Raw genomic sequence first — 23,354 nt, forward strand, 5'->3', positions numbered from 1 at the left:
TGTTCGTTAATGTAGTGGCATAGTAAATTTGGCTACTTCTTATCACAGAAGAGTTTGATTCTTTCCTGCTGCTGGGCAATCGAGGCTTGGCGGTCTTCCTCTGTCATAGCGACAGATTCACCCGAATCGGAAGTTTGGCGGATAAGCTTAGTGTGCGTCGTGAGAATATCTAAATTGTGTTTTGCACTCTCACAAATGGATTGAGCCTGTTTAGCATCTTTCTCTTTAATCAGCGCAGCTGACTTTTCTAATTCATTGGTTTCAGAAGTCGCTTCCGCTTTCTTTACCGGTGCGATAAAACCCACTTTCGCCTGTTCTAAATCTTCACTGTAGAGTTTTTCTGCTTTGATGTTTTCTTGTTGCGGGGCTTGTTGGCTGTAATGCGTCACCCCATTTTCGTCGACCCAAGTATAGATAACGCCCGCAGAAACGGGGCCAATGAAAAGGCCGAGCCAAAACCAGCGGCATAGCATAGTGCTGAACGTGTTCACTTTTAACATCGAAATCATCCCTAACTGGTCTCTCATCGACATGATAATAAAATATGTTATCTTGAAAGCTAACTTCTCTTCACTGAACTAGCGTAATAAGTGTATGCAAAATTCTTCAAATCAAACAGTAAAGAATAAAGGTATCTATTTATTACCGAACCTTTTTACCACAGCGGGTTTGTTTTCTGGCTTTTATGCCGTAATTGCTTCCATGAATGCTAACTTTGAAGCCGCAGCGATAGCCATTTTTATTGCCATGATTTGTGATGGGCTCGACGGCCGAGTGGCAAGACTGACTAATACCCAAAGTGATTTTGGTGCTGAGTACGACAGTATGGCCGATATGGTGTCCTTCGGAATGGCGCCAGCACTACTCGCCTACAATTGGGCATTAGCGGACTTAGGTAAAATTGGTTGGCTGGCCGCATTTATCTATTGCGCAGGTGCAGCACTCAGGCTTGCTCGATTTAATACGCAAGTTGGCGTCGCTGATAAGCGTTACTTTCAAGGTCTCGCCAGCCCGGCTGCCGCCGCTGTTATTGCTGGCAGTATTTGGCTTGGTAATCAATACAGTCTCGATGGAAGAAATATCAGTTGGATTGCGGCCCTTGTTACGGCAGCAACCGGTTTACTGATGGTCAGCAATTTCCGCTATCACTCCTTTAAAGAAATTGATTGGCGCGGCAAGGTTAACTTCATCGTGATCTTACTGGTCGTCGGTGTGTTTGTGGTGGTGTCGGTGCAACCTGCATTGATTTTATGTGTCGGCTTCTACTTATATGCGATTTCAGGCCCGATCATTACGATTCGAACCGTGAGAAAGCTCAAAGTCGCTCACGTTGTAGGAGATGATGTCGCGGCGAGTGTCGAGACGGTTCCCTCGGCCCAAGCCGCTGCACAAACTCAAGTCGTTACAGATCTCGAGAAAGAGAAACAAGAAGAGCATAAACCTTAGGGCTCGTGCTTTTGATCATTGCTTATCATTAGCTAGGTGCAAACAAGAGTAAGGCATCACACTAGGCATAACGTTTTTAGAGGTTTGCTGATAGATATAGCGAAAAATAGCTATCAACTTCTGTTTATGCCCATTCAATCTATTAAAACCTCTGCAATAGGTGATTTCTTCTGCCAGACTTATCAACCCAAACAGCGATATTGCTCAATATTGCAGTATATTTCTGCAGTTTGGTGGTTATTCATTCGCTTGGCGCAGATTGTTAAAAAAGCCCTTGCACAAAATATCCTGCTCCCTATAATGCGCATCCACTGACACGGCAGACAGCGTTAAGCAGCCTGATGTGACAGTTCATGAATGAGTTTACTGATTGATGAGTGTTGAGAAAGTTTGCAAAAACTCCTTGACGCGAAACGGGAAATGCGTAGAATACGCAGCCCTAGCCAACTGGAAGCGTTCGGCGCTCAGTATGGCACTCACGTCCTCTTACGGATATTGAGTTGCTCTTTAACAAGATAAAACAAGAAATCTGTGTGGACACTCACAGGTGTTGAGTTAATCGAAACTGCTTAACCTTAGGGTTGGCAGTCAAAAATTTAAATCAATGTAACAATGAGTGTTCATAGCAATATGTACAGTTTGTTTTAGCCCTTCTTTTATAAGGAGTGCGAAAAACAAAAAAATCAGAATTCATTGAGCCGCTGATTCCTTCGGGATGAAGCAACAAAACTTTAATTGAAGAGTTTGATCATGGCTCAGATTGAACGCTGGCGGCAGGCCTAACACATGCAAGTCGAGCGGCAGCGGGAAGATAGCTTGCTATCTTTGCCGGCGAGCGGCGGACGGGTGAGTAATGCCTAGGGATCTGCCCAGTCGAGGGGGATAACAGTTGGAAACGACTGCTAATACCGCATACGCCCTACGGGGGAAAGGAGGGGACCTTCGGGCCTTCCGCGATTGGATGAACCTAGGTGGGATTAGCTAGTTGGTGAGGTAATGGCTCACCAAGGCGACGATCCCTAGCTGTTCTGAGAGGATGATCAGCCACACTGGGACTGAGACACGGCCCAGACTCCTACGGGAGGCAGCAGTGGGGAATATTGCACAATGGGGGAAACCCTGATGCAGCCATGCCGCGTGTGTGAAGAAGGCCTTCGGGTTGTAAAGCACTTTCAGTAGGGAGGAAAGGTAGCAGCTTAATACGCTGTTGCTGTGACGTTACCTACAGAAGAAGGACCGGCTAACTCCGTGCCAGCAGCCGCGGTAATACGGAGGGTCCGAGCGTTAATCGGAATTACTGGGCGTAAAGCGTGCGCAGGCGGTTTGTTAAGCGAGATGTGAAAGCCCCGGGCTCAACCTGGGAATTGCATTTCGAACTGGCGAACTAGAGTCTTGTAGAGGGGGGTAGAATTCCAGGTGTAGCGGTGAAATGCGTAGAGATCTGGAGGAATACCGGTGGCGAAGGCGGCCCCCTGGACAAAGACTGACGCTCAGGCACGAAAGCGTGGGGAGCAAACAGGATTAGATACCCTGGTAGTCCACGCCGTAAACGATGTCTACTCGGAGTTTGGTGTCTTGAACACTGGGCTCTCAAGCTAACGCATTAAGTAGACCGCCTGGGGAGTACGGCCGCAAGGTTAAAACTCAAATGAATTGACGGGGGCCCGCACAAGCGGTGGAGCATGTGGTTTAATTCGATGCAACGCGAAGAACCTTACCTACTCTTGACATCCAGAGAATTCGCTAGAGATAGCTTAGTGCCTTCGGGAACTCTGAGACAGGTGCTGCATGGCTGTCGTCAGCTCGTGTTGTGAAATGTTGGGTTAAGTCCCGCAACGAGCGCAACCCCTATCCTTATTTGCCAGCACGTAATGGTGGGAACTCTAGGGAGACTGCCGGTGATAAACCGGAGGAAGGTGGGGACGACGTCAAGTCATCATGGCCCTTACGAGTAGGGCTACACACGTGCTACAATGGCGAGTACAGAGGGTTGCAAAGCCGCGAGGTGGAGCTAATCTCACAAAGCTCGTCGTAGTCCGGATTGGAGTCTGCAACTCGACTCCATGAAGTCGGAATCGCTAGTAATCGTGGATCAGAATGCCACGGTGAATACGTTCCCGGGCCTTGTACACACCGCCCGTCACACCATGGGAGTGGGCTGCAAAAGAAGTGGGTAGCTTAACCTTCGGGGGGGCGCTCACAACTTTGTGGTTCATGACTGGGGTGAAGTCGTAACAAGGTAGCCCTAGGGGAACCTGGGGCTGGATCACCTCCTTACCTATACGACTAACTCGATGCTTTTGAGTGTTCACACAGATTGCTTGTTTATCTTCTCTTAGGAGAAGTCAGAGCTGAATGCGCCGCTAGCCGGTTAGCATTGTTCTTTAACAATTTGGAAAGCTGATAGTATGTAACGTGATGATGTCTGTCGTCATGTTACTTACAAACCGATGTAAACGTGGAAACGTTTGCATCATGAGTTCTCAAACACTTTATTAAGTGTCTTGAATATTCAAAAAGTAAATTATTCTTTGTTGAATAGTTTACGTCTAAGGCGCGTCCACTTTCTTGGTCGGAAGTGAGACAAGTAAAACCAAGCTGGTCGCAATGCGGCTCAGATGAGTGAAACTCATTTGGGTTGTATGGTTAAGCGACTAAGCGTATACGGTGGATGCCTTGGCAGTCAGAGGCGATGAAGGACGTAGTAACTTGCGAAAAGCGTTGGCGAGCTAGTAACAAGCATTTGAGCTAACGATGTCCGAATGGGGGAACCCAGCAGCATAAGCTGTTATCGCAACATGAATACATAGTGTTGCGAGGCGAACCCGGGGAACTGAAACATCTAAGTACCCGGAGGAAAAGAAATCAACCGAGATTCCCCTAGTAGCGGCGAGCGAACGGGGATTAGCCCTTAAGTCAGTGGGGTGTTAGTGGAATGTGTTGGAAAGCACAGCGGCACAGGGTGATAGCCCCGTACATGAAAACTAACCATTGATGAAAACGAGTAAGGCGGGACACGTGACATCCTGTTTGAATATGGGGGGACCATCCTCCAAGGCTAAATACTCCTGACTGACCGATAGTGAACCAGTACCGTGAGGGAAAGGCGAAAAGAACCCCTGTGAGGGGAGTGAAATAGAACCTGAAACCGTATACGTACAAGCAGTGGGAGCGGTTCTTGAGACCGTGACTGCGTACCTTTTGTATAATGGGTCAGCGACTTACATTTTGTAGCGAGGTTAAGCGAATAGCGGAGCCGTAGGGAAACCGAGTGTTAACTGCGCGTTTAGTTGCAAGGTGTAGACCCGAAACCCGGTGATCTAGCCATGGGCAGGTTGAAGGTTGAGTAACATCAACTGGAGGACCGAACCGACTAATGTTGAAAAATTAGCGGATGACTTGTGGCTGGGGGTGAAAGGCCAATCAAACCGGGAGATATCTGGTTCTCCTCGAAAGCTATTTAGGTAGCGCCTCGAGCGAATACCATTGGGGGTAGAGCACTGTTAAGGCTAGGGGGTCATCCCGACTTACCAACCCTTTGCAAACTCCGAATACCAATGAGTACTACTCGGGAGACAGACGGCGGGTGCTAACGTCCGTCGTCAAAAGGGAAACAACCCAGACCGTCAGCTAAGGTCCCAAAGTACTAGCTAAGTGGGAAACGATGTGGGAAGGCTTAGACAGCTAGGATGTTGGCTTAGAAGCAGCCATCATTTAAAGAAAGCGTAATAGCTCACTAGTCGAGTCGGCCTGCGCGGAAGATGTAACGGGGCTAAGCTAGTCACCGAAGCTACGGGTGCATTTCATTAGAGATGCGCGGTAGAGGAGCGTTCTGTAAGCCGTTGAAGGTGAAGGGGTAACCCACGCTGGAGGTATCAGAAGTGCGAATGCTGACATGAGTAACGATAAAGGGGGTGAAAAACCCCCTCGCCGAAAGACCAAGGGTTCCTGTCCAACGTTAATCGGGGCAGGGTGAGTCGACCCCTAAGGTGAGGCCGAAAGGCGTAATCGATGGGAAACAGATTAATATTTCTGTACTTCCGCTAACTGCGATGGAGAGACGGAGAAGGCTAGGCTAGCGCGGCGTTGGTAGTCCGCGTTTAAGGTGGTAGGTTGATTTCTTAGGCAAATCCGGGGAATCGCACTTTAGTGTGCAGACTGAGAGCTGATGACGAGGTCCTAAGGGACTGAAGTAGTTGATGCCATGCTTCCAGGAAAATCTTCTAAGCTTCAGGTTAGTGGGAATCGTACCCCAAACCGACACAGGTGGTCGGGTAGAGAATACCAAGGCGCTTGAGAGAACTCGGCTGAAGGAACTAGGCAAAATGGTACCGTAACTTCGGGAGAAGGTACGCTCTTGTTGGTGATGAGACTTGCTCTCTAAGCTGACGGGAGTCGCAGATACCAGGTGGCTGCAACTGTTTATCAAAAACACAGCACTGTGCAAACTCGCAAGAGGAAGTATACGGTGTGACGCCTGCCCGGTGCCGGAAGGTTAATTGATTGGGTTATCGCAAGAGAAGCTCATGATCGAAGCCCCGGTAAACGGCGGCCGTAACTATAACGGTCCTAAGGTAGCGAAATTCCTTGTCGGGTAAGTTCCGACCTGCACGAATGGCGTAATGATGGCCACGCTGTCTCCAGCCGAGACTCAGTGAAGTTGAAATTGCGGTGAAGATGCCGTATACCCGCGGCTAGACGGAAAGACCCCGTGAACCTTTACTATAGCTTGGCACTGAACATTGAACCTACATGTGTAGGATAGGTGGGAGACTTTGAAGTTGTGACGCTAGTCATGATGGAGTCGTCCTTGAAATACCACCCTTGTAGTTTTGATGTTCTAACCTAGGTCCCTTATCGGGATTAGGGACAGTGCCTGGTGGGTAGTTTGACTGGGGCGGTCTCCTCCCAAAGAGTAACGGAGGAGCACGAAGGTTGGCTAAGTACGGTCGGACATCGTACGGTTAGTGCAATGGCATAAGCCAGCTTAACTGCGAGACATACACGTCGAGCAGGTACGAAAGTAGGTCATAGTGATCCGGTGGTTCTGAATGGAAGGGCCATCGCTCAACGGATAAAAGGTACTCCGGGGATAACAGGCTGATACCGCCCAAGAGTTCATATCGACGGCGGTGTTTGGCACCTCGATGTCGGCTCATCACATCCTGGGGCTGAAGTCGGTCCCAAGGGTATGGCTGTTCGCCATTTAAAGTGGTACGCGAGCTGGGTTCAGAACGTCGTGAGACAGTTCGGTCCCTATCTGCCGTGGGCGTTGGATGATTGAAGGGAGCTGCTCCTAGTACGAGAGGACCGGAGTGGACGAACCGCTGGTGTTCGGGTTGTCATGCCAATGGCATTGCCCGGTAGCTACGTTCGGAATCGATAACCGCTGAAAGCATCTAAGCGGGAAGCGAGCCCTAAGATGAGTCATCCCTAGGAATTTAATTCCTCTAAAGAGCCGTTCGAGACTAGGACGTTGATAGGCATGGTGTGTAAGCGTTGTGAGGCGTTGAGCTAACATGTACTAATGACTCGAGAGGCTTAACCATACAACCCAGATGGGTTTTACAAAGAAGCCTTAGACAGAATATCGACACTTGATAAAGTTAAAGACTCAAAGCAAATCAGCTTTCCGAATTATTATTAACGTGGTCCAGAGATGGACACGGTAATAAACAGAATTTGCTTGGTGAAAATAGCCTTGTGGAACCACCTGATCCCATCCCGAACTCAGAAGTGAAACGCAAACGCGCCGATGGTAGTGTGGGGTCTCCCCATGTGAGAGTAGGTCATCGCCAAGCGCCTAATTATCTCATTGAGATGTAACGAAGCCAGCTGAATAAGCTGGCTTTTTTGCGTCTGTAATTTGCAGAAATTGATATATTTTTCTTCCAACTTGCATGTTTACCAACTATTTTTACTCATCAGCTCATCAGCTCATCAGCTCATCAGCTCATCAGCTCATCAGCTCATCAGCTCATCAGCTCACTTGCCATTTCAATTACTGAGTTCCTTGTCGCTCTTAGGCTTCCTCATTTCGTTCTTGCCCTAGTCCTATTGCTTAATTCTGCGCATATCTAAAAGCCTAAGGTCTACTGAGGCAACACTCTTGCGTGTCTCTCAAGGTAACCGTTTGATACACCAATCGTATTGCCGAGCGCTGCTCTACGTTGAAACCAAGGCGGATACTTAAGTTGTCAAAATGGATGATTTAATTTGTCTAGGTAGAGACCATTCCTCTTTTTCAATCAATGTCGTTGGAACAACATTCCTTTCTATATTCTCTCAGAATCAAATAGCAGTTGTTTGGATTGTTAAATCTGCATACTTTTTCACTTGGATTATTCCTATGTCCGTTGTCTTCAATTTAGGAATCATTTTTCAGCTTAGGACATCATTTCGTCTTAAATCCAGCATAGTGGGTATTTCATTATGGAATATTGAATTAATTGCCCGATTTATGAGGATTAATGACTGGCCGTCTTTGAATTTATTCAATATTGGTAAGACCAATTTACATCTGTATGGTGTTTTTGTTATCAATTGGTTATGTTTGTGGCGGATTGAGTTCAAGCTGACTTTCTTGTTGCGTGAGTTATTAGCTTTTAAATGTGATTTTTTATTCAAATATTCTTTGTGTGGTGGTCGCTATAGGTCTGTCTACGAGAGACCCATAGTTTGTAAACCGCTCAACCGATTGAATGTTGTACTTGTAATGCGATAGCGATGTTTTCGGGGCAATCGTACTGTTGATAGGGATTGAGAGAGTAAGTAAGGGGCAGGGGAGCTATGGAGGATGTAACGCAATCTTTATTGGATGCCGTTGGCATTATGTTTTTGGGGATGGGCTTAGTGTATTTATTTTTAGGTGTACTAATCCTTGGGATCCATTTGGTTGCGCGTTGGTGTGCAGTCGATGCTGCCTCTGCACGTTTTGCTAAACATCATGCTAAAAGTCAGCAGAGGGTATCGCAATCTGATGCTAAGCCTTTAGATCCAAATGTGGTCGCTGCGATTTCATTGGCGGTAAAGCAGTATCGTTCACAGATTAAGTAATGGGGAGCAGTATGACTTTTGTATCTAATTCTACGACGGCAGTGGCTAAGCCATTATTTTTAACTGATGTCGTTTTGCGGGACGCGCATCAATCCATTTTAGCGACGCGCTTACGCATTGATGACATGTTACCGATAGCGCCACTACTCGATAAGATCGGCTTCTGGTCACTGGAATCTTGGGGTGGTGCGACGTTTGATGCTTGTATTCGTTATCTTGGTGAAGATCCTTGGGAGCGAATTCGTGAGCTGAAAAAGGCCATGCCGAATACGCCGCAGCAAATGTTGCTGCGTGGCCAAAACCTCTTAGGTTATCGCCATTATGCCGATGATTTAGTCATGCGTTTTGTTGAGCGTGCCCATACCAATGGCGTTGATGTATTTCGTATTTTCGATGCGATGAACGATGTTCGAAACCTCGAGACTGCGGTGAAAGCAGTGCGCCAAGTTGGCGGCCATGCGCAGGGGACGATTTCGTATACCACGAGTCCAGTGCATACCATAGAGACGTGGGTTGATATGGCAAAACGTCTCGAAGATATGGGATGCGATTCTTTGTGTATCAAAGATATGGCGGGGTTGCTTAAGCCGATGGAAGCGTTTGAGCTTATTAGCCGACTCAAATCTCAGACCCAACTCGTGTTATCTATGCATTGTCATGCGACGACAGGATTAAGTACTGCGACTTATCAGAAAGCCATTGAAGCGGGCATCGATGTGCTCGATACGGCAATTTCGTCGATGAGTCAAACCTATGGACATACTGCAACTGAAACCGTTATCGCTATGGTGGAAGATACTGAGCGTGCAACGGGTTACGATATGGTGTTGCTTGAGGAGATTGCCGCTTATTTCCGTGAGGTGCGCAAGAAGTACGCTAAGTTTGAAGGCGCACTGAAAGGCATAGATTCGCGGATCTTACGTGCACAAGTGCCAGGTGGCATGCTGACCAATATGGAGAGCCAATTAAAGGAACAAGGCGCGGCCGATAAGATGGACTTGGTATTGGAAGAAATTCCCCGCGTACGTGCCGATTTAGGTTTCTTGCCGTTAGTGACACCCACATCGCAAATTGTCGGCTCGCAGGCGGTCATTAATGTGCTAATGGGCGAGCGTTATAAGTCACTGACTAAAGAGACTGAAGGCGTGCTCAAGGGGGAATATGGCGCGACGCCTGCGCAAGTAGATGCCGCATTGCAAGCTAGAGTCTTGCAAGGGGCTGAAGCTATTACATGTCGGCCTGCGGATTTATTAACGCCAGAGCTGGCTAAGTTACGCCTTGAGTTAGCTGATAAAGCACAGGAACAAGGCATTCGCCTATCTTCAGAGCATGACGATGATGTGCTGACCTATGCACTCTTCCCACAAATAGGATTGCAGTTCTTAAAGAATCGTGACGATCCGAGCGCCTTTGAGCCTAAACCTGAATTGACTGCGGCACTTGCTACTAATGCTGCGGATCGTGGCCCTGAAACCTACACGGTAACAGTCGAAGGGCAAGAGTACGTAGTTGAAGTCGCCGCCGGCGGTGAGATCTCGCAAATCCAGCCACAGGGCCAAAGTGTTCATGCCGTGCAAACGGTTACGGCGAGCACTACGCCAACGGCTAGCCATGGTGAGATCCGCCTCGAAATGAGCGCGCCTCTGTCGGGCAACATATTCAAAGTGCATGTTTCTCCAGGCGATAGAGTGTGTGAAGGCGATGTCGTGATCATCCTTGAGGCGATGAAGATGGAAACTGAAATTCGTGCTCAGGGCGATGGCATTATCGCTAAGCTCTGGGTGAAAGAAGGCGACTCAGTGTCTGTGGGTTCTCAATTACTGGCCTTGGCGTAGGAGTCATTATGGAAGGTTTAATGGCTTTTTGGGCCGAGACAGGTATTGCTCACTTTACTGGCGGGCAAGTGTTGATGATGGCTGTCGGCGCTTTGCTCTTGTATCTCGCCATAGTGCGTGGGTTTGAGCCTTTGTTATTGTTGCCCATTGGTTTTGGTGCAGTGCTGGCGAACATTCCCCACGCGGGATTTACTGAAGAAGGTGGCATGCTGTTTTACGCCTATCATGTGGGGATTGAGACTGGGGTATTCCCACTGTTGATCTTTATGGGCGTCGGTGCGCTGACCGACTTTAGTGCCTTGATTGCCAATCCTAAAACCCTGTTGTTAGGAGCTGCGGCGCAGTTTGGGATTTTCGCGACATTGATTGGGGCGATAGCGCTGAACTTAGTGCCGGGCTTTGAGTTCACCATGAAGGACGCGGCGGCCATTGCGATTATAGGCGGCGCCGATGGGCCGACGGCGATTTTCCTCGCCTCCAAACTGGCGCCTGAGTTATTGGGGGCGATTGCGGTCGCGGCTTATTCCTATATGGCGTTAGTCCCTATTATTCAACCGCCGATCATGCGCTTACTGACAACCCAAGCTGAGCGCGAAATTAAAATGGAGCAGCTGCGCGAAGTCAGTAAGAAGGAAAAGATCATTTTCCCTTTGATGGTGCTGGGATTAACGATTCTCTTCTTACCTGCGGCCACGCCGTTAGTGGGCATGTTTTGCCTTGGTAATTTGATGCGCGAATCGGGCGTGGTGGATAGATTATCGAAAACGGCGCAGAACGAGCTTATTAATATCGTCACGATTTTCTTAGGTTTAGCTGTGGGTTCTAAGTTATCCGCGGATCAATTCCTGCGGCTGGAAACCTTAGGAATTCTGGTTTTGGGTGCCTTGGCTTTCGGCGTTGGTACAGCAGCGGGTGTGTTGATGGCAAAGCTGATGTGTAAGCTGTCGGGCGGTGAAGTGAATCCGCTGATCGGCGCCGCAGGGGTATCGGCTGTGCCTATGGCGGCGCGAGTCGTCAACAAAGTGGGGTTGGAAGCGAATCAACATAACTTCCTGCTGATGCATGCAATGGGGCCCAATGTGGCGGGGGTGTTAGGCTCTGCTGTGGCGGCGGGGATTTTACTTGCTGTTCTTGGGTAACGGATTGGGTTAATCACTGAGTTAACCGATTTGGGTTAACTGAGCTTTGAACATCTTCCAATCGTTAGCTCAGTTTTATCACTAAGGCCAACTCAGTATTGAGTTGGCCTTTTGCTAAGCCGTTAACCACATTAACGTGATGAGGGTTAAAATCATCCCTTCACCTATGCCAATAATGTAGATAAAACCTCGTCTGCCTTGTTTTAGCGTGAGTTTGTTGGCTTTTAAAAATAACGCCCAAAACAAACATAGGATCAGCGGGATAAGGAAGAGTCTCGTCATTGTCTGTTCTGCTAAAATGTGAGTTAGAGTTATTTTAGAGTCTAACAGCTTGATCTTATTTGAGTAACCTATTTTGCAGTCGATGAGGACCGTTGGAGTTGATTGGGGCTTTAAAGCCGACGGATTAAAGGCCGTTTGTTGAATAATAAAAAAGACCGCCTAAGCGGTCTCTTCATTTACATCATCTGCGTAATTTAGCTAATGTTACTGATGGCTTAGCGCAGTGGCTTCGCCCCAGTATTGTTATTGCTGCGAACTCACAGGTTTAACGTCTTGGGTATCGTTCGAATAGAACTGCGCTTCATCGAGTTCATTTTCTGATTTACCAATCACGACTGCTGTCATCATATCGCCCGTCACGTTCGTTGCCGTGCGGATCATATCGATAATACGGTCAATCGCGGCGATAAAGGCAATGCCTTCGAGTGGTAGACCAATCACACCTAAGGTCACAGTTAACATCACCATTGCACTTCCTGGCACGCCAGCGGTTCCAACAGAAGCCACGGTTGCAGTCACGGCAATCATCACATAGTCCAGTGTATCGAGCGGAATATTGTAAATCTGCGCGATGAAGATAGCGGCAATCGCAGGGTAAATACCCCCACAGCCGTCCATGTTCATGGTCGCACCTAATGGCATCACAAAGGCGCTATAACGCTTTGATACGCCCATGGTTTCGACTGCACGGGTGCTCGCAGGTAAAGTTCCGAAACTTGAAGAAGTACTAAAGGCGACTAACTGCGCTGGCATAGCTTTGCGGAAAAATTGCAGTGGGCTTAAACCACCGACAAATTTCACTAAGCCACCGTAAACAAAGATGATATGGATAAAGGCGGCAATGTAGATAGCCCCGATAAACTTACCTAACGGCAGTAGAGTCGATAAACCATATTCACCGACAACCCAAGCCATTAAACCAAACACACCGATAGGAGTGAGTTTTAAGACCATGCGAGTCAGTTGGAACATGACTTCTGCGCCCGCTTCTATGGTGCGTTTTAGCGGCTCAGCTTTCTCGCCGACTTTATTGATAGCGATACCCACTAACGCGGCAAACACGATAATTTGCAGTACCTTGCCTTCAGCCAGTGAGGCGAAAGGATTGACAGGGATCATGTCGAGCAACACTTGTGCAAAACCGGGAATATTACGCTCGCGCACTTCCGTTGCCGTGAGCTGCATAGTGCCGCCCATGTCGATCATCGAACCTACGGCTAAGCCGATCAGCGAGGCAATCGTGCCTGTCAGCATGAACATACCTAAGGTTTTAAGGCTTAAGCGTTTTAGGCTAGTTTGCGAGCCGAGCGATGTGATACTGACGACAATGGCACAAAAGACCAAAGGCGCGACCAACATCTTAATGGCGCCAATGAACAGATCACCGAGTGGTTTTAGCACTGTGGCGCTTTCACCTAAAATAACGCCAACGAGCGCACCTAAGATAAAGCCTGCTAAGACTTTTTGCCAAAACGGAATGCGGCTAATGGTTTGAAGGATCATGCATATTCCAGAAAATAAATTAAGAGTGAGCCAATAGACCTGCGATGATAGGATTCGTATTCAACGAGTTGAGCGTCATGTTAACGCGCGCTCAGTCATGCGCAGGGTCATTGATTGCCATAGTTAAACCATTGTATCGACAGAGCTAGGGTTATAACAAACCGTTTTTCTTATAACTTATTGTGATAAGTGAGTTTGTTGTAAAAAGATTAAGTGAAACATTCAATTAACCCATGACAAACCTTATCGCATTGAATACAAAAAGAGAGATTTATCATTGAGTAAGCCATTATGACTGAGTTAGGCATTATGTTCACCGGCGCTTTTTTAGCGGCGACTTTGTTACCGGGGGGATCTGAAGTCTTACTCGTGGCGCTATTAAACAAAACTCCAGAGGCTTGGGTTGCGCTGGTCGTGGTGGCCAGTATTGGCAACACGTTGGGCGCGATGACCAGTTTCTATTTAGGCCGCTTAGGTCGCCTAGCAAAATCACCAGAAGCGTTAGCGACAGGTAAACACGCAAAGGGGCTCGCCATGATTGAACGCTACGGCGTGTGGGCGCTTTTACTCTCATGGGCACCGGTTATCGGCGATATTCTCTGTTTATTGGCGGGCTGGGTGAGGTTGCCGCTAATGTCCTCTTTGCTGATGATTTTAATTGGTAAAACAATTCGTTACTTAATTGTTGCCGCTGCCGTGCTGCAATGGATGGCATGATGGCGTTAGGATGCATTTAATGGTCAAGGGCGGGGAGTGTTTTTCCGTTTAGACTGAATTTACTGTATAGATAGGAACTTAGTGTCAATTTTGCGAGTCATAAATCCCAATGCTTAATCATTTAAGCGCACTATATACGCTACACAGTGATGAATATACGCAGCACTATGATTATGAAGCTGTATTTTTGACCCATTGATGTATGAGGGGAATGTTTTGAAGAAATGGATATTAGCGGTCGCAATTTCTGCCGCACTCGCGGGCTGTGCATCTGAAACGACTACGGCGAACTTGCCCGCAGGCGTTAAACTTATCGAAAATGTGCAACTGACCGATTCGCAAGTAGGGATACCCTACAAAAAGTACCAATTAGCCAATGGGTTAACGGTTATTTTGCATCAAGATGATTCCGATCCCTTAGTGCATGTCGATGTTACTTATCATGTGGGCTCTGCCCGTGAATTGGCTGGCCGTTCGGGTTTTGCGCATTTATTTGAACACATGATGTTCCAAGGCTCGCAGCACGTCGCCGATGAACAACATTTTGAAGTGGTTACCGAAGCTGGCGGCACCTTAAACGGCACGACCAATACCGACAGAACAAACTACTTTGAAACCGTACCCAGCAATCAATTAGAAAAAATGCTGTGGCTTGAGTCGGACCGTATGGGCTTTTTATTGCCGGCACTCACCAGTGAAAAATTTGAAGTGCAGCGCGAGACAGTGAAAAACGAACGTGCGCAACGTATCGACAATCAGCCCTATGGCCGCATGAGTGAGCGTTTTAGCCAAGCCATGTATCCTGTCGGTCATCCTTATTCTTGGCCTGTGATTGGCTGGCCGGACGATCTTAATCGCGCCACAGTTGATGATGTTAAACACTTTTTCCAACGTTGGTATGGGCCTAACAATGCAACCCTGACCATAGGTGGCGATTTCGATGAAATGCAGACCTTAGCCTGGGTGAACAAATATTTTGGTGAAATCCCCCGCGGCCCTGAAGTCTCGTTAGAGCAAAAGGCGCTGGTTAACTTAGATAAAACGCGTTACATCTCCTTGGAAGATCAAGTGCACTTGCCTTTGATCCGTATTGGTTTTCCAACCGTATACGCAAGGCATCCTGATGAAGCTGCGCTCGATCTGTTAGCCAATATTTTAGGCGGCGGCAAAACATCCTTGTTATATAAAAACTTGGTGAAAGATGGCTATGCCGTGCAGGCCAATGTCAGCCATCCTTGCCAAGAGCTGGCGTGTCAGATGTCGATTTATGCTTTAGCTAATCCTGAAAAGGGCGGCAAACTGGCGGATCTGGAACAACGTATCCTCGATTCTATTAATGAGTTTGAGCAACGTGGCGTTACCGATGACGATCTGCAAAAAGTTAAAGTGCAGTTTGAGGCCGATACCATTTACAGCCTGCAAAGTGTTTCTGGCAAAGTGTCTGCCTTAGCGATGAACCAAACGCTATCGGGCAATCCGAACATGATAGCTTCAGATTTGAGTCGTTATGCCAATGTGACCAAAGACGATGTGATGCGCGTGTTCAAGCAATACATTAAAAATAAGCCTATGGTGGTGATGAGTGTGGTGCCGCAGGGTATGACGTCACTTATCGCCCATGCCGATAACTTCACGCCCGCGACCTTGCCCATTGCGCAAACGGCGGTAGAAGGGGATTTACCAAAGCCTGAACTCGTTTCAAGTTTTGATCGGACTAAGATGCCCGCATCTGGCGCTGCACCTGTGTTAAAGGTTCCGACAATATGGACTAAAACCTTAGCCAATGGCATAGAAGTCATGGGGACACAAAGCACTGAAACGCCTACGGTTGAGCTGATTGTGTACCTTAATGGAGGCCATAGACTGGTACCAGTTGAAAAAGCGGGCTTAGCGACGCTGACCGCAGAAATGCTTAATGAGTCGAGCCAGAAACGCAGCAGTGAAGCGCTTTCGCAAGCGTTAGAAATGCTCGGCAGTTCAGTCGACTTTAGTGCCTCTGAGTATCAAAGTGCGATTAAAATATCGACGCTGACAGCGCATTTAGATGAGACGCTGGCGATTATGGAAGAAAAGCTCTTCCAGCCAGCCTTCAACGAAGCGGACTTTACCCGAGTAAAACAGCAGCAGTTACAGCAGATCCAGCATATGCAGTCTGATCCTAGCTACCTAGCTGATACGGCGTTGTCGTCTTTGTTATACGGTAAAGACAATGCCTTAGGTGTGAATGACATAGGTACGCTCGATTCAGTCGCGGCGCTTACGTTAGCCGATGTAAAAGCGTTTTATGCCCAGCAGTATCAAGGCGGTAACGCTAAAATCGTCACAGTCGCCAATTTACCTGAATCAGCATTATTGCCTAAGTTAGCGGGATTGAGTCAGTGGCAAGGGGCCGCAGTTGTGGTGCCGCCACTTAAGCCATTCCCAGCATTAAAAGGCGGTACGATTTATCTGATTGATAAACCTAGCGCGGCGCAATCGGTGATCAATATCGCCAAGCGCGCATTGCCCTATGATGCCACAGGCGATTACTTTAAATCTTACCTGATGAACTACCCGCTCGGCGGCGCATTCAATAGTCGTATCAACCTGAATTTACGTGAGAATAAAGGTTATACCTATGGTGCTCGCACCAGTTTTGCGGGCGGCGCTGAAGTCGGTGATTTTGTCGCATCAAGTAACGTTCGCAGTGACGTGACGGCGAAAGCACTCACTGAGTTTGTAAAAGAAATCAGTGCGTACCAGCAAAAGGGTATGACGGATACTGAACTTGCCTTTATGCGAAATTCAGTCTCGCAAGGCCAAGCACTTGATTATGAAACGCCGTATCAAAAAGCGGGCTTTATGCGAATGATCCAACGTTACCAATTGAGCCAAGATTTTACGACTCAACAGGACAAGATCATTAATACTGTAACAAAAGATGAACTCAATGCCCTCGCGGCTTCCGAGCTAGATATCAATAAAATGGTAATTCTGGTGGTGGGAGATAAAGCGAAAATCGAAGCAGATTTAGCGGCATTGGGCTATCCAATTGAAACTTTAGTATTGTAAATTGGTATTTCGCCCTTATATAGGTGAGAGGCGGGTACGTTAATTAACGACTATTCGTCACATATTTACCGGATTTACATCGAAAGACGGTGACAGCATTAGCTGTCACCGTCTGCTTTTAACAGTACAAGTTGTGAATTTGGCTTGCCCCACAGACAGGTTTAGATTTATTTTGAGGCGTATTTTGCAAGATAAGCCTCAAAATAAAGGTCTGACTGTTAACCTTGTCGCGATAGCGAATCACCAATTAGAGAAGCGCAAATTGAAGTCATTCAATGAATTAGTACAACATCTCTCGGACGCCCATGGGCGCACCGCACTCTTGGGTATGTTACGTGGCATAGAGCGTGAGGCGTTGCGGATTGATGAGTCGGGTTATCTCGCCACCGATTCGCATCCTGAAGCCTTAGGCTCAGCGTTAATGCATTCGCGTATTACGACGGATTACAGTGAGGCCTTGCTCGAGTTTATTACTCCGGTACATAACAATGTTGAGCAATTGCTAAACGGATTAACTGAAACCCATGCCTTCAGCGTGCGCCATTTAAATGGCCAGCGCCTGTGGCCGGTGAGCATGCCTTGTTATGTGAAGGACGAGAAACAGATCCCCGTTGCCCGTTATGGTTCATCAAATACCGGTATGATGAAAACCTTATATCGTAAGGGCTTAACCTATCGTTACGGCGCCTTGATGCAGATTATTTCTGGGGTGCACTTTAACTTTTCGGTATCACAAGAGTTATGGCAAAGCCTGTACGAATTGAGCGATAAGCAGTTAAGTTACGATGATTTTATTTCTGAATCCTATTTTGGCTTGATCCGTAACTACCGCCGTTTAGTCTGGGTGCTACCTTATTTATTTGGTGCCTCACCAGCGTTATGTAGCTCTTTCATTAAAGATCAAAAAACTGATCTTAAGTTTGAAAAAACGGGCCACGGTACTTTGTATCTACCCTATGCGACTTCGTTGCGTATGAGCGATTTAGGCTACACCAACAAAGAGCAAGAAGAGCTGAATATCAGCTATAACTCTTTGCCTGAGTATCTGGCTGGCGTGAATGCGGCCATCAAAATGCCTTCGGCAAACTTTGCCAATATCGGCGTTAAAGTCGATGGTGAGTATCGTCAGCTCAATGCCAACGTATTGCAGATTGAAAACGAGTTCTACTCGCCAATTCGTGCCAAACGGGTGACGCGCAGTGGCGAGAAGCCGTCAGAAGCCTTAGCCCGTGCCGGGGTGGAATACATTGAAGTGCGTGCTTTAGATGTTAATCCATTTAGCCCGATTGGCATTGAGGCGACCCAAGTGCGTTTCCTCGATTTATTCCTGCTCTATTGTTTATTAACGCAGTCGCCTAAGTCTGAAGCCAGCGAAGAGGCGAGATTAAGCGCGAATCTTAAAGCTGTGGTGCTTGAAGGCCGTAAACCTGGGCTTGAGTTACTAACCGCAAACGGTTCACGTTCGCTTAAATCTTGGTTAGAAGAGTTGTTTGATGCCTTGCAACCTTTGGCGGTATTGCTCGATGGTGAGGCGACGGATTATCAAGTGGCGTTAGCCCATTGGCGTAAAGCGGTTGAAGATCCTAACTTGACCCTATCGGGACAAGTGCTGCAAAACGTAATCAACAAAGGCCAAGATCATGGTCAGTGGGTGATGACGTTGGCACAGCAATACTATCAATTCTTTGTCGATTATCCCTTGTCGAGCGAGACCATAGCGCAGTATCAAGCCGAAGCATCCAGCTCGCTTAACAAGCAGGCCGAGCTAGAAGCGGCGCAGCGTTCAGTTTCGTTTGATGATTATCTGGAAGATTACTTTGGAGCTCAGTCGTGAAAGAGGGCTCATTCTCTTTCACTCGCTTGCGTATCAGCGCAGCTTTGATTGGGGCCAGTGCCTTATTATCAGGCTGCGCCGCTTCACCAGAAGATCCACTGGGCTGTGGCACTGTGTCGGGTTATTTGCAGCCCGATGCCAGTACTCACTGGTATCGCGTCGTCGTGACCCATTTAAACGGTCAGGCAGTGGTCTCTAAGCCTAATTATCAGCTAGCACCCGGCGAGTATGAGTTTACTGTCGCGGAGCTGATTGATGATCCTAGCTTGTCGGTCACACTTGCCGCGCGAACGCCTAAGGTATTTAAGCTCAATGTTGAGAGCCATCAGCGTTATCATATCGGTGCGCTATTTCACACCGATAAACGTTATATGGGCAAAGACACTGGGTATTGGGAACCAGGTGTGTGGCAGCAAGAAGAGCATGAGTGTCAGTTTGAGCTGAGTCCCGAAACGAAATAGCCAAAGCGTTTAGCTCAAGTGCTAAGCCAGCAACATGCGATTTAAGTCAGATTGATTTCCACCTTGCGTTTAGATCTTCTAAGCGCAAAAAAGGCTTTTTATGCTTGCCTCAGATTGAGTCTATGACATCATGGAGCCAGCTAACTCTCCAAAGAATATGATATTAATGAATAAACCCGCCGCTATCTTACTCTGCGCAAGTCTCGGCATCTTGTCTGGTTGCGCGACGTCTCCGCCTAAGTCTCCCGAAAATTTGTGTGAGATATTTCAAGAACACCGAGATTGGTATGATGCCGCTAAAGACGCCCGTGACAAATGGGGCGTGCCAGTGCATGTGCCGTTGGCGATGATGTATCAAGAGAGTTCATTCAAGCACAATGCTGCGCCACCGATGGAATACTTTTTAGGTTTTATCCCTATTGGCCGTGCCAGCGATGCCTATGGTTATGCGCAGGCTAAGACCATGACGTGGGATGATTATGTGCGTGAGACGGGCAACAGTTGGTCGAGCCGCAGTGATTTCGATGATGCTATGGATTTTATGGGCTGGTTTATCAGTAAAACCCATAAGATTAATGGCGTGTCTAAATGGGATGCGCGGGCCCAGTATCTTAATTATCACGAAGGCTGGGGCGGTTATCGCCGTGGCAGTTACAAGTCTAAGGCGTGGTTAGTGAAAGTAGCTAACAAAGTGGATGCGCGATCTAAACGTTACGCGGCGCAATATAAAACCTGCCAAAAAGATTTGGATTCATCTTGGCTGTGGCGTTTATTCTTTGGTTAGAGCTTAGCTAGAGTCTAGTTTGATCCCATTGTCAGCCATTTGAATGAGAGTCTATGGCTGACTTTAGGTGTTTAACTTCGATATTCAACTCAGAGACATACTGACTTTTGATATTGGCCTGTTAATAGCGGCTGTAGTAACTGACTTCAATCGACTTATTGTACTTTTACCGCGAAAGTTTCTAATGCTTTAATAGCTTTCTTCTTCGCGCGCTTTTGCTCATACATGGCATGATCTGCAGTCTTAAAGGATTGATACCAATCGGTTTCGAAGGGTGCAATCCCAAAGCTAAAAGCGAGGCTAAGCTCTGAACCTTGATTCAAGGTTTTGCGCATATCATCTAAGTCCTGCTCGATTTGGGTTAGCGGCCCATGGCATAAAGCGACAAACTCATCGCCACCAAAACGGGAAATAATGCCTTTATTTTGCCAATAGGTCAGTATGGCTGTGGCCGTGCGTTTAATGGCAACATCGCCTGTCTGGTGTCCATAGGCATCATTAATGGCCTTGAGATTATCCATATCGATAATAATCAAAAAGCTGCCAAGGTGAGGTTTGTGCTGCCAGTGGTGCAGTTCATCTTCAAAATTCTTACGATTATAAAGCCCTGTGAGGGGATCGAAATTTGCGAGTTTAGTGATCTGCTGTGACTTCTGATAGAGCGCAATGGCATTACTGGCTTCGTGGGTCAGGATAGAGACAAGGTTGCGGTCGTAATCGCTAAAGGCACCAAGGCTACTGCTGTCGAGATTGAGCATGCCATAGAGCTTGCCATCGATACGGATAGGGCTAGACAGTGTTGAGCGTATCGGCTGCTTCGACACTGTGAGTAATACTCTTTGATCATCTTCAGTTAAGGTGCTGGCCGCATTGATATTTTTCATATCATTGATGACAACGACCTGATCGCACCTCCCCTTAGTGAGCCGATATTCAAAGGTTTGCTCTAAGGTAAAATCCAGTTGTCTGAGTTTTGCTAAATCGAGCCCCACCACAGATTCGAAATGCAGTTTGTTATTAGCCTCGTTGACTTTAATGATGCTGCCCATTTCGGCACCATTAATCACGTATACGGCTTTGTTGAGTAAGGCGTCGAGAAAGGCATGCTCATTTTTATAATGGCTTGAGAGGTGCGCGAGCTCGTAAATGGCATCATTGATGGTGACGACTTGCTCTAAATGCTCCCACAGTCGAGTTAAACGACCTTGATGCAAATAGTAAATCAGGCTGTAGGCAAAAATGTAAATGATGCAAACAAACAGTAATGGCAGGATAGTCCAACCTTCTGTGGGTGCATTAAAGATAAATAGCAGGACGAATAGACATATCGGCACGATGAGCAATAGCAGATGATAGCGATAATCTAAGCGATCTATGGTCTTACGTTTGAAATTATCCCTTAATTTCACTCGAGTATTCCTTTATCCGTATCATTGCTAGCCACAATTGAATGCTATACATCACTAACGTATCCACACTGAGTTCTGTTAAGTATATAACGAAAATTGAAATATAAACTGATATGAAACTGCGAACAATTTCATATCAGCGATTTTGGTACTAAATACTGAATTAACGCGAATTTTCTGCGTATTCGGCCAATATCCAGGCTAAAGGAGCTTGGTATTGGATGGGCATCCATGTTTGCAGTGCGGCTATGCTCTGGTTGAGCACAGTTTGGTTGGGCACTGATAGGTTCAAATGGCCCACTTTACGACCAGGGCGCACTTCTTTGTTGTACCAGTACAACTCAGCATTAGGCAAACTTAACCAGCGTGGATCATTATCGATACCGATAAGATTGACCATAACACACTGAAAATTCACTTGTGGCTGTGGGATCGCAATTCCGCAAAGTGCACGCAAATGCAGCTGGAATTGATCCATATGGGTTCCGGCTTGAGTCCAATGGCCTGAGTTGTGCACTCGCGGTGCCAGTTCATTCACCAATAACTCATCGCCAACACGGAAGCATTCCATCGCCATCACGCCAACGTATTCAAGCTCATGCATAATGGCGCTGAGCATAGCTTCGGCTTGGGCTTGCAAAGGGCTTAAGCGTGTCAGTGGCGAAATCGACGCCATTAAAATGCCATCTTGATGTAAGTTCAGCGTCAGCGGATAAAACACGCATTCGCCTTCGCGAGTACGGACGCCAACTAATGATACTTCTTCATCAAAATTAATCGCTTGCTCAGCAATTGCAAGGTTACGCCAATCGTTTGGAATATCACCCGCTTCGGCTTGTTTAAGCCAGTGTTGACCTTTACCGTCATAACCACCGGTACGGCGTTTCATCAAGACTCTTGGGCCATAGTGCTGATACAGGGTATCGACTTGGGTGTTATCGTCAACTAAGGTCCAAGGCGCTGTGGGAACACTGAGCTGGTCGAGTAGACTTTTTTGGCTAAAACGGTCGGCTAAACGGCTAAATACCGGACCATTAACAAAATGGGGGTGTGAGCTGAGTTGTAAGCTAAGGGCGGATTCAGGCCACTGTTCGCGCTCGGCGGTGATGATGTCGTGTGGCGCGAGTGGCAGGATGTCATCCGTAGGCGTCATGATATCAACGGCGTTAACTTCAATCGCTAATGGCTCGCCAGCGTGGGTTAACATGGCACCGAGCTGACCATTACCTAGTACCCAAACCTTAGGTTTAGTGTTTGTCTGGGTCATTAAACTTCCCTCGGATCTGGATTGTCCAGTACCGCACGGGTCTGTTCTTCTCTGAAAGCGTCAACACGAGCCGCTAATTCAGCATCGTTATTCGCAAGGATTTGGCAGGCCAATAATCCCGCATTGAATGCGCCCGCTGTACCTATGGCTAAGGTGCCGACGGCGATGCCTTTTGGCATTTGAACGATAGACAATAAGCTATCCATACCTGACAGAGCTTTACTTTGGACTGGGACACCTAATACGGGTAAGCGAGTTTTAGAGGCAATCATACCGGGTAAGTGCGCAGCACCACCGGCGCCACCAATGATGATTTTAAAACCTCGATCGGCGGCAGAGGCTGCAAACTCCATGAGTTTATCTGGCGTTCTATGGGCGGAAACCACTTCAACATGATAAGGCACTTGCAGTTTATCCATTATCTCAGCGGCGGCTTCCATCGTGGGCCAATCACTTTTAGAACCCATAACAACAGCAACAAGGGCTTGCATGATAACTCCTTAACTCACTAATTTTAATTATATTTTGACCTTGTTTCAGGTCTAGGTACAGTTGATGCTTGTCTAGCCG

At 47.4% G+C, this 23,354-nt stretch carries 15 protein-coding genes and 3 rRNA genes; 12 read left to right on the forward strand and 6 right to left on the reverse strand.

Going from position 1 to position 23,354, the window contains the following annotated elements; translation table 11 throughout:
- Positions 1-32: 32 nt before the first annotated feature.
- Entirely contained in the window at positions 33-500 is a 468-nt protein-coding gene (locus OX890_RS07260; RefSeq protein WP_126491339.1) for a DUF4124 domain-containing protein, read from the reverse strand.
- Positions 501-594: 94 nt separating this feature from the next.
- On the opposite strand from OX890_RS07260, the gene pssA reads away from it, so the two are divergent.
- From pssA to OX890_RS07295, 7 genes are all read left to right on the forward strand, one after another.
- On the forward strand, positions 595-1,446 hold the full coding sequence (gene pssA / locus OX890_RS07265; protein WP_126491340.1) for a CDP-diacylglycerol--serine O-phosphatidyltransferase: 852 nt from the start codon (positions 595-597) through the stop codon (positions 1,444-1,446).
- Positions 1,447-2,178: 732 nt separating this feature from the next.
- Positions 2,179-3,723, forward strand: a 16S ribosomal RNA gene (locus OX890_RS07270).
- 367 nt (positions 3,724-4,090) lie between these two features.
- Positions 4,091-6,995, forward strand: a 23S ribosomal RNA gene (locus OX890_RS07275).
- A gap of 136 nt (positions 6,996-7,131) precedes the next feature.
- Positions 7,132-7,247: ribosomal RNA gene (rrf, locus tag OX890_RS07280) — 5S ribosomal RNA — on the forward strand.
- Together the 16S, 23S and 5S rRNA genes form the textbook arrangement of a ribosomal RNA operon.
- 988 nt (positions 7,248-8,235) lie before the next feature.
- The gene (locus tag OX890_RS07285; RefSeq protein WP_126491341.1) at positions 8,236-8,502 is read left to right on the forward strand and encodes an OadG family transporter subunit; all 267 of its coding nucleotides are present in this window, start codon (positions 8,236-8,238) and stop codon (positions 8,500-8,502) included.
- A gap of 11 nt (positions 8,503-8,513) precedes the next feature.
- Positions 8,514-10,337 (forward strand): sodium-extruding oxaloacetate decarboxylase subunit alpha, encoded by a 1,824-nt coding sequence (gene oadA, locus OX890_RS07290; protein WP_126491342.1) that lies wholly within the window; start codon positions 8,514-8,516, stop codon positions 10,335-10,337.
- An 8-nt stretch (positions 10,338-10,345) separates the two neighbouring features.
- Complete coding sequence (locus tag OX890_RS07295; RefSeq protein WP_268650352.1) at positions 10,346-11,476, forward strand: sodium ion-translocating decarboxylase subunit beta; 1,131 nt, start codon at positions 10,346-10,348, stop codon at positions 11,474-11,476.
- Positions 11,477-11,590: 114 nt separating this feature from the next.
- Here the strand turns inward: OX890_RS07295 and OX890_RS07300 are convergent, their stop codons facing one another.
- A complete protein-coding gene (locus OX890_RS07300; protein ID WP_172599558.1) occupies positions 11,591-11,758 on the reverse strand; it encodes a hypothetical protein in 168 nt (55 codons plus the stop codon).
- Positions 11,759-12,001: 243 nt separating this feature from the next.
- Positions 12,002-13,261, reverse strand: coding sequence for a dicarboxylate/amino acid:cation symporter (locus tag OX890_RS07305; RefSeq protein ID WP_126491344.1), 1,260 nt, complete (start codon positions 13,259-13,261; stop codon positions 12,002-12,004).
- 291 nt (positions 13,262-13,552) lie between these two features.
- On the opposite strand from OX890_RS07305, the gene OX890_RS07310 reads away from it, so the two are divergent.
- The 5 genes from OX890_RS07310 to OX890_RS07330 all read left to right on the forward strand — a co-directional run bounded on the left by OX890_RS07310 (position 13,553) and on the right by OX890_RS07330 (position 20,108).
- Positions 13,553-13,978, forward strand: a complete 426-nt coding sequence (locus OX890_RS07310; RefSeq protein ID WP_259545071.1) for a YqaA family protein — start codon at positions 13,553-13,555, stop codon at positions 13,976-13,978.
- 198 nt (positions 13,979-14,176) lie between these two features.
- Positions 14,177-17,029 (forward strand): M16 family metallopeptidase, encoded by a 2,853-nt coding sequence (locus tag OX890_RS07315; RefSeq protein ID WP_268650353.1) that lies wholly within the window; start codon positions 14,177-14,179, stop codon positions 17,027-17,029.
- A gap of 184 nt (positions 17,030-17,213) precedes the next feature.
- Positions 17,214-18,863 (forward strand): glutamate--cysteine ligase, encoded by a 1,650-nt coding sequence (gshA, locus tag OX890_RS07320; RefSeq protein WP_006084956.1) that lies wholly within the window; start codon positions 17,214-17,216, stop codon positions 18,861-18,863.
- Positions 18,860-19,324 carry a hypothetical protein gene (locus tag OX890_RS07325; RefSeq protein WP_126491347.1) on the forward strand — a complete coding sequence of 155 codons (465 nt, stop codon included), beginning with the start codon at positions 18,860-18,862 and terminating at the stop codon, positions 19,322-19,324. The genes gshA and OX890_RS07325 overlap by 4 nt, the downstream gene beginning before the upstream one ends.
- A gap of 166 nt (positions 19,325-19,490) precedes the next feature.
- Complete coding sequence (locus OX890_RS07330) at positions 19,491-20,108, forward strand: transglycosylase SLT domain-containing protein (RefSeq protein WP_267897852.1); 618 nt, start codon at positions 19,491-19,493, stop codon at positions 20,106-20,108.
- 155 nt (positions 20,109-20,263) lie between these two features.
- On the opposite strand, the gene OX890_RS07335 is transcribed toward OX890_RS07330, so the two are convergent.
- The 3 genes from OX890_RS07335 to purE all read right to left on the reverse strand — a co-directional run bounded on the left by OX890_RS07335 (position 20,264) and on the right by purE (position 23,275).
- Positions 20,264-21,517: a GGDEF domain-containing protein gene (locus OX890_RS07335; protein ID WP_126491348.1), complete on the reverse strand. Its 1,254-nt coding sequence runs from the start codon at positions 21,515-21,517 to the stop codon at positions 20,264-20,266.
- A gap of 163 nt (positions 21,518-21,680) precedes the next feature.
- The gene (gene purK, locus OX890_RS07340; RefSeq protein WP_126491349.1) at positions 21,681-22,784 is read right to left on the reverse strand and encodes a 5-(carboxyamino)imidazole ribonucleotide synthase; all 1,104 of its coding nucleotides are present in this window, start codon (positions 22,782-22,784) and stop codon (positions 21,681-21,683) included.
- Positions 22,784-23,275 (reverse strand): 5-(carboxyamino)imidazole ribonucleotide mutase, encoded by a 492-nt coding sequence (purE, locus tag OX890_RS07345; RefSeq protein WP_006084961.1) that lies wholly within the window; start codon positions 23,273-23,275, stop codon positions 22,784-22,786. Before purE ends, purK begins: the two co-directional genes overlap by 1 nt.
- Positions 23,276-23,354 lie beyond the last annotated feature (79 nt).

Origin of the sequence: Shewanella sp. DAU305 (assembly GCF_026802235.1) — a bacterium.
Lineage (GTDB): Bacteria > Pseudomonadota > Gammaproteobacteria > Enterobacterales > Shewanellaceae > Shewanella > Shewanella baltica.

Coding starts and splice junctions, on each gene's coding strand:
- OX890_RS07260 (WP_126491339.1), bottom strand. CDS start 500: ATGTTAAAAGTGAACACGTTCAGCACTATGCTATGCCGCTGGTTTTGG.
- pssA (WP_126491340.1), top strand. CDS start 595: ATGCAAAATTCTTCAAATCAAACAGTAAAGAATAAAGGTATCTATTTA.
- OX890_RS07285 (WP_126491341.1), top strand. CDS start 8,236: ATGGAGGATGTAACGCAATCTTTATTGGATGCCGTTGGCATTATGTTT.
- oadA (WP_126491342.1), top strand. CDS start 8,514: ATGACTTTTGTATCTAATTCTACGACGGCAGTGGCTAAGCCATTATTT.
- OX890_RS07295 (WP_268650352.1), top strand. CDS start 10,346: ATGGAAGGTTTAATGGCTTTTTGGGCCGAGACAGGTATTGCTCACTTT.
- OX890_RS07300 (WP_172599558.1), bottom strand. CDS start 11,758: ATGACGAGACTCTTCCTTATCCCGCTGATCCTATGTTTGTTTTGGGCG.
- OX890_RS07305 (WP_126491344.1), bottom strand. CDS start 13,261: ATGATCCTTCAAACCATTAGCCGCATTCCGTTTTGGCAAAAAGTCTTA.
- OX890_RS07310 (WP_259545071.1), top strand. CDS start 13,553: ATGACTGAGTTAGGCATTATGTTCACCGGCGCTTTTTTAGCGGCGACT.
- OX890_RS07315 (WP_268650353.1), top strand. CDS start 14,177: ATGTATGAGGGGAATGTTTTGAAGAAATGGATATTAGCGGTCGCAATT.
- OX890_RS07330 (WP_267897852.1), top strand. CDS start 19,491: ATGAATAAACCCGCCGCTATCTTACTCTGCGCAAGTCTCGGCATCTTG.
- purK (WP_126491349.1), bottom strand. CDS start 22,784: ATGACCCAGACAAACACTAAACCTAAGGTTTGGGTACTAGGTAATGGT.
- purE (WP_006084961.1), bottom strand. CDS start 23,275: ATGCAAGCCCTTGTTGCTGTTGTTATGGGTTCTAAAAGTGATTGGCCC.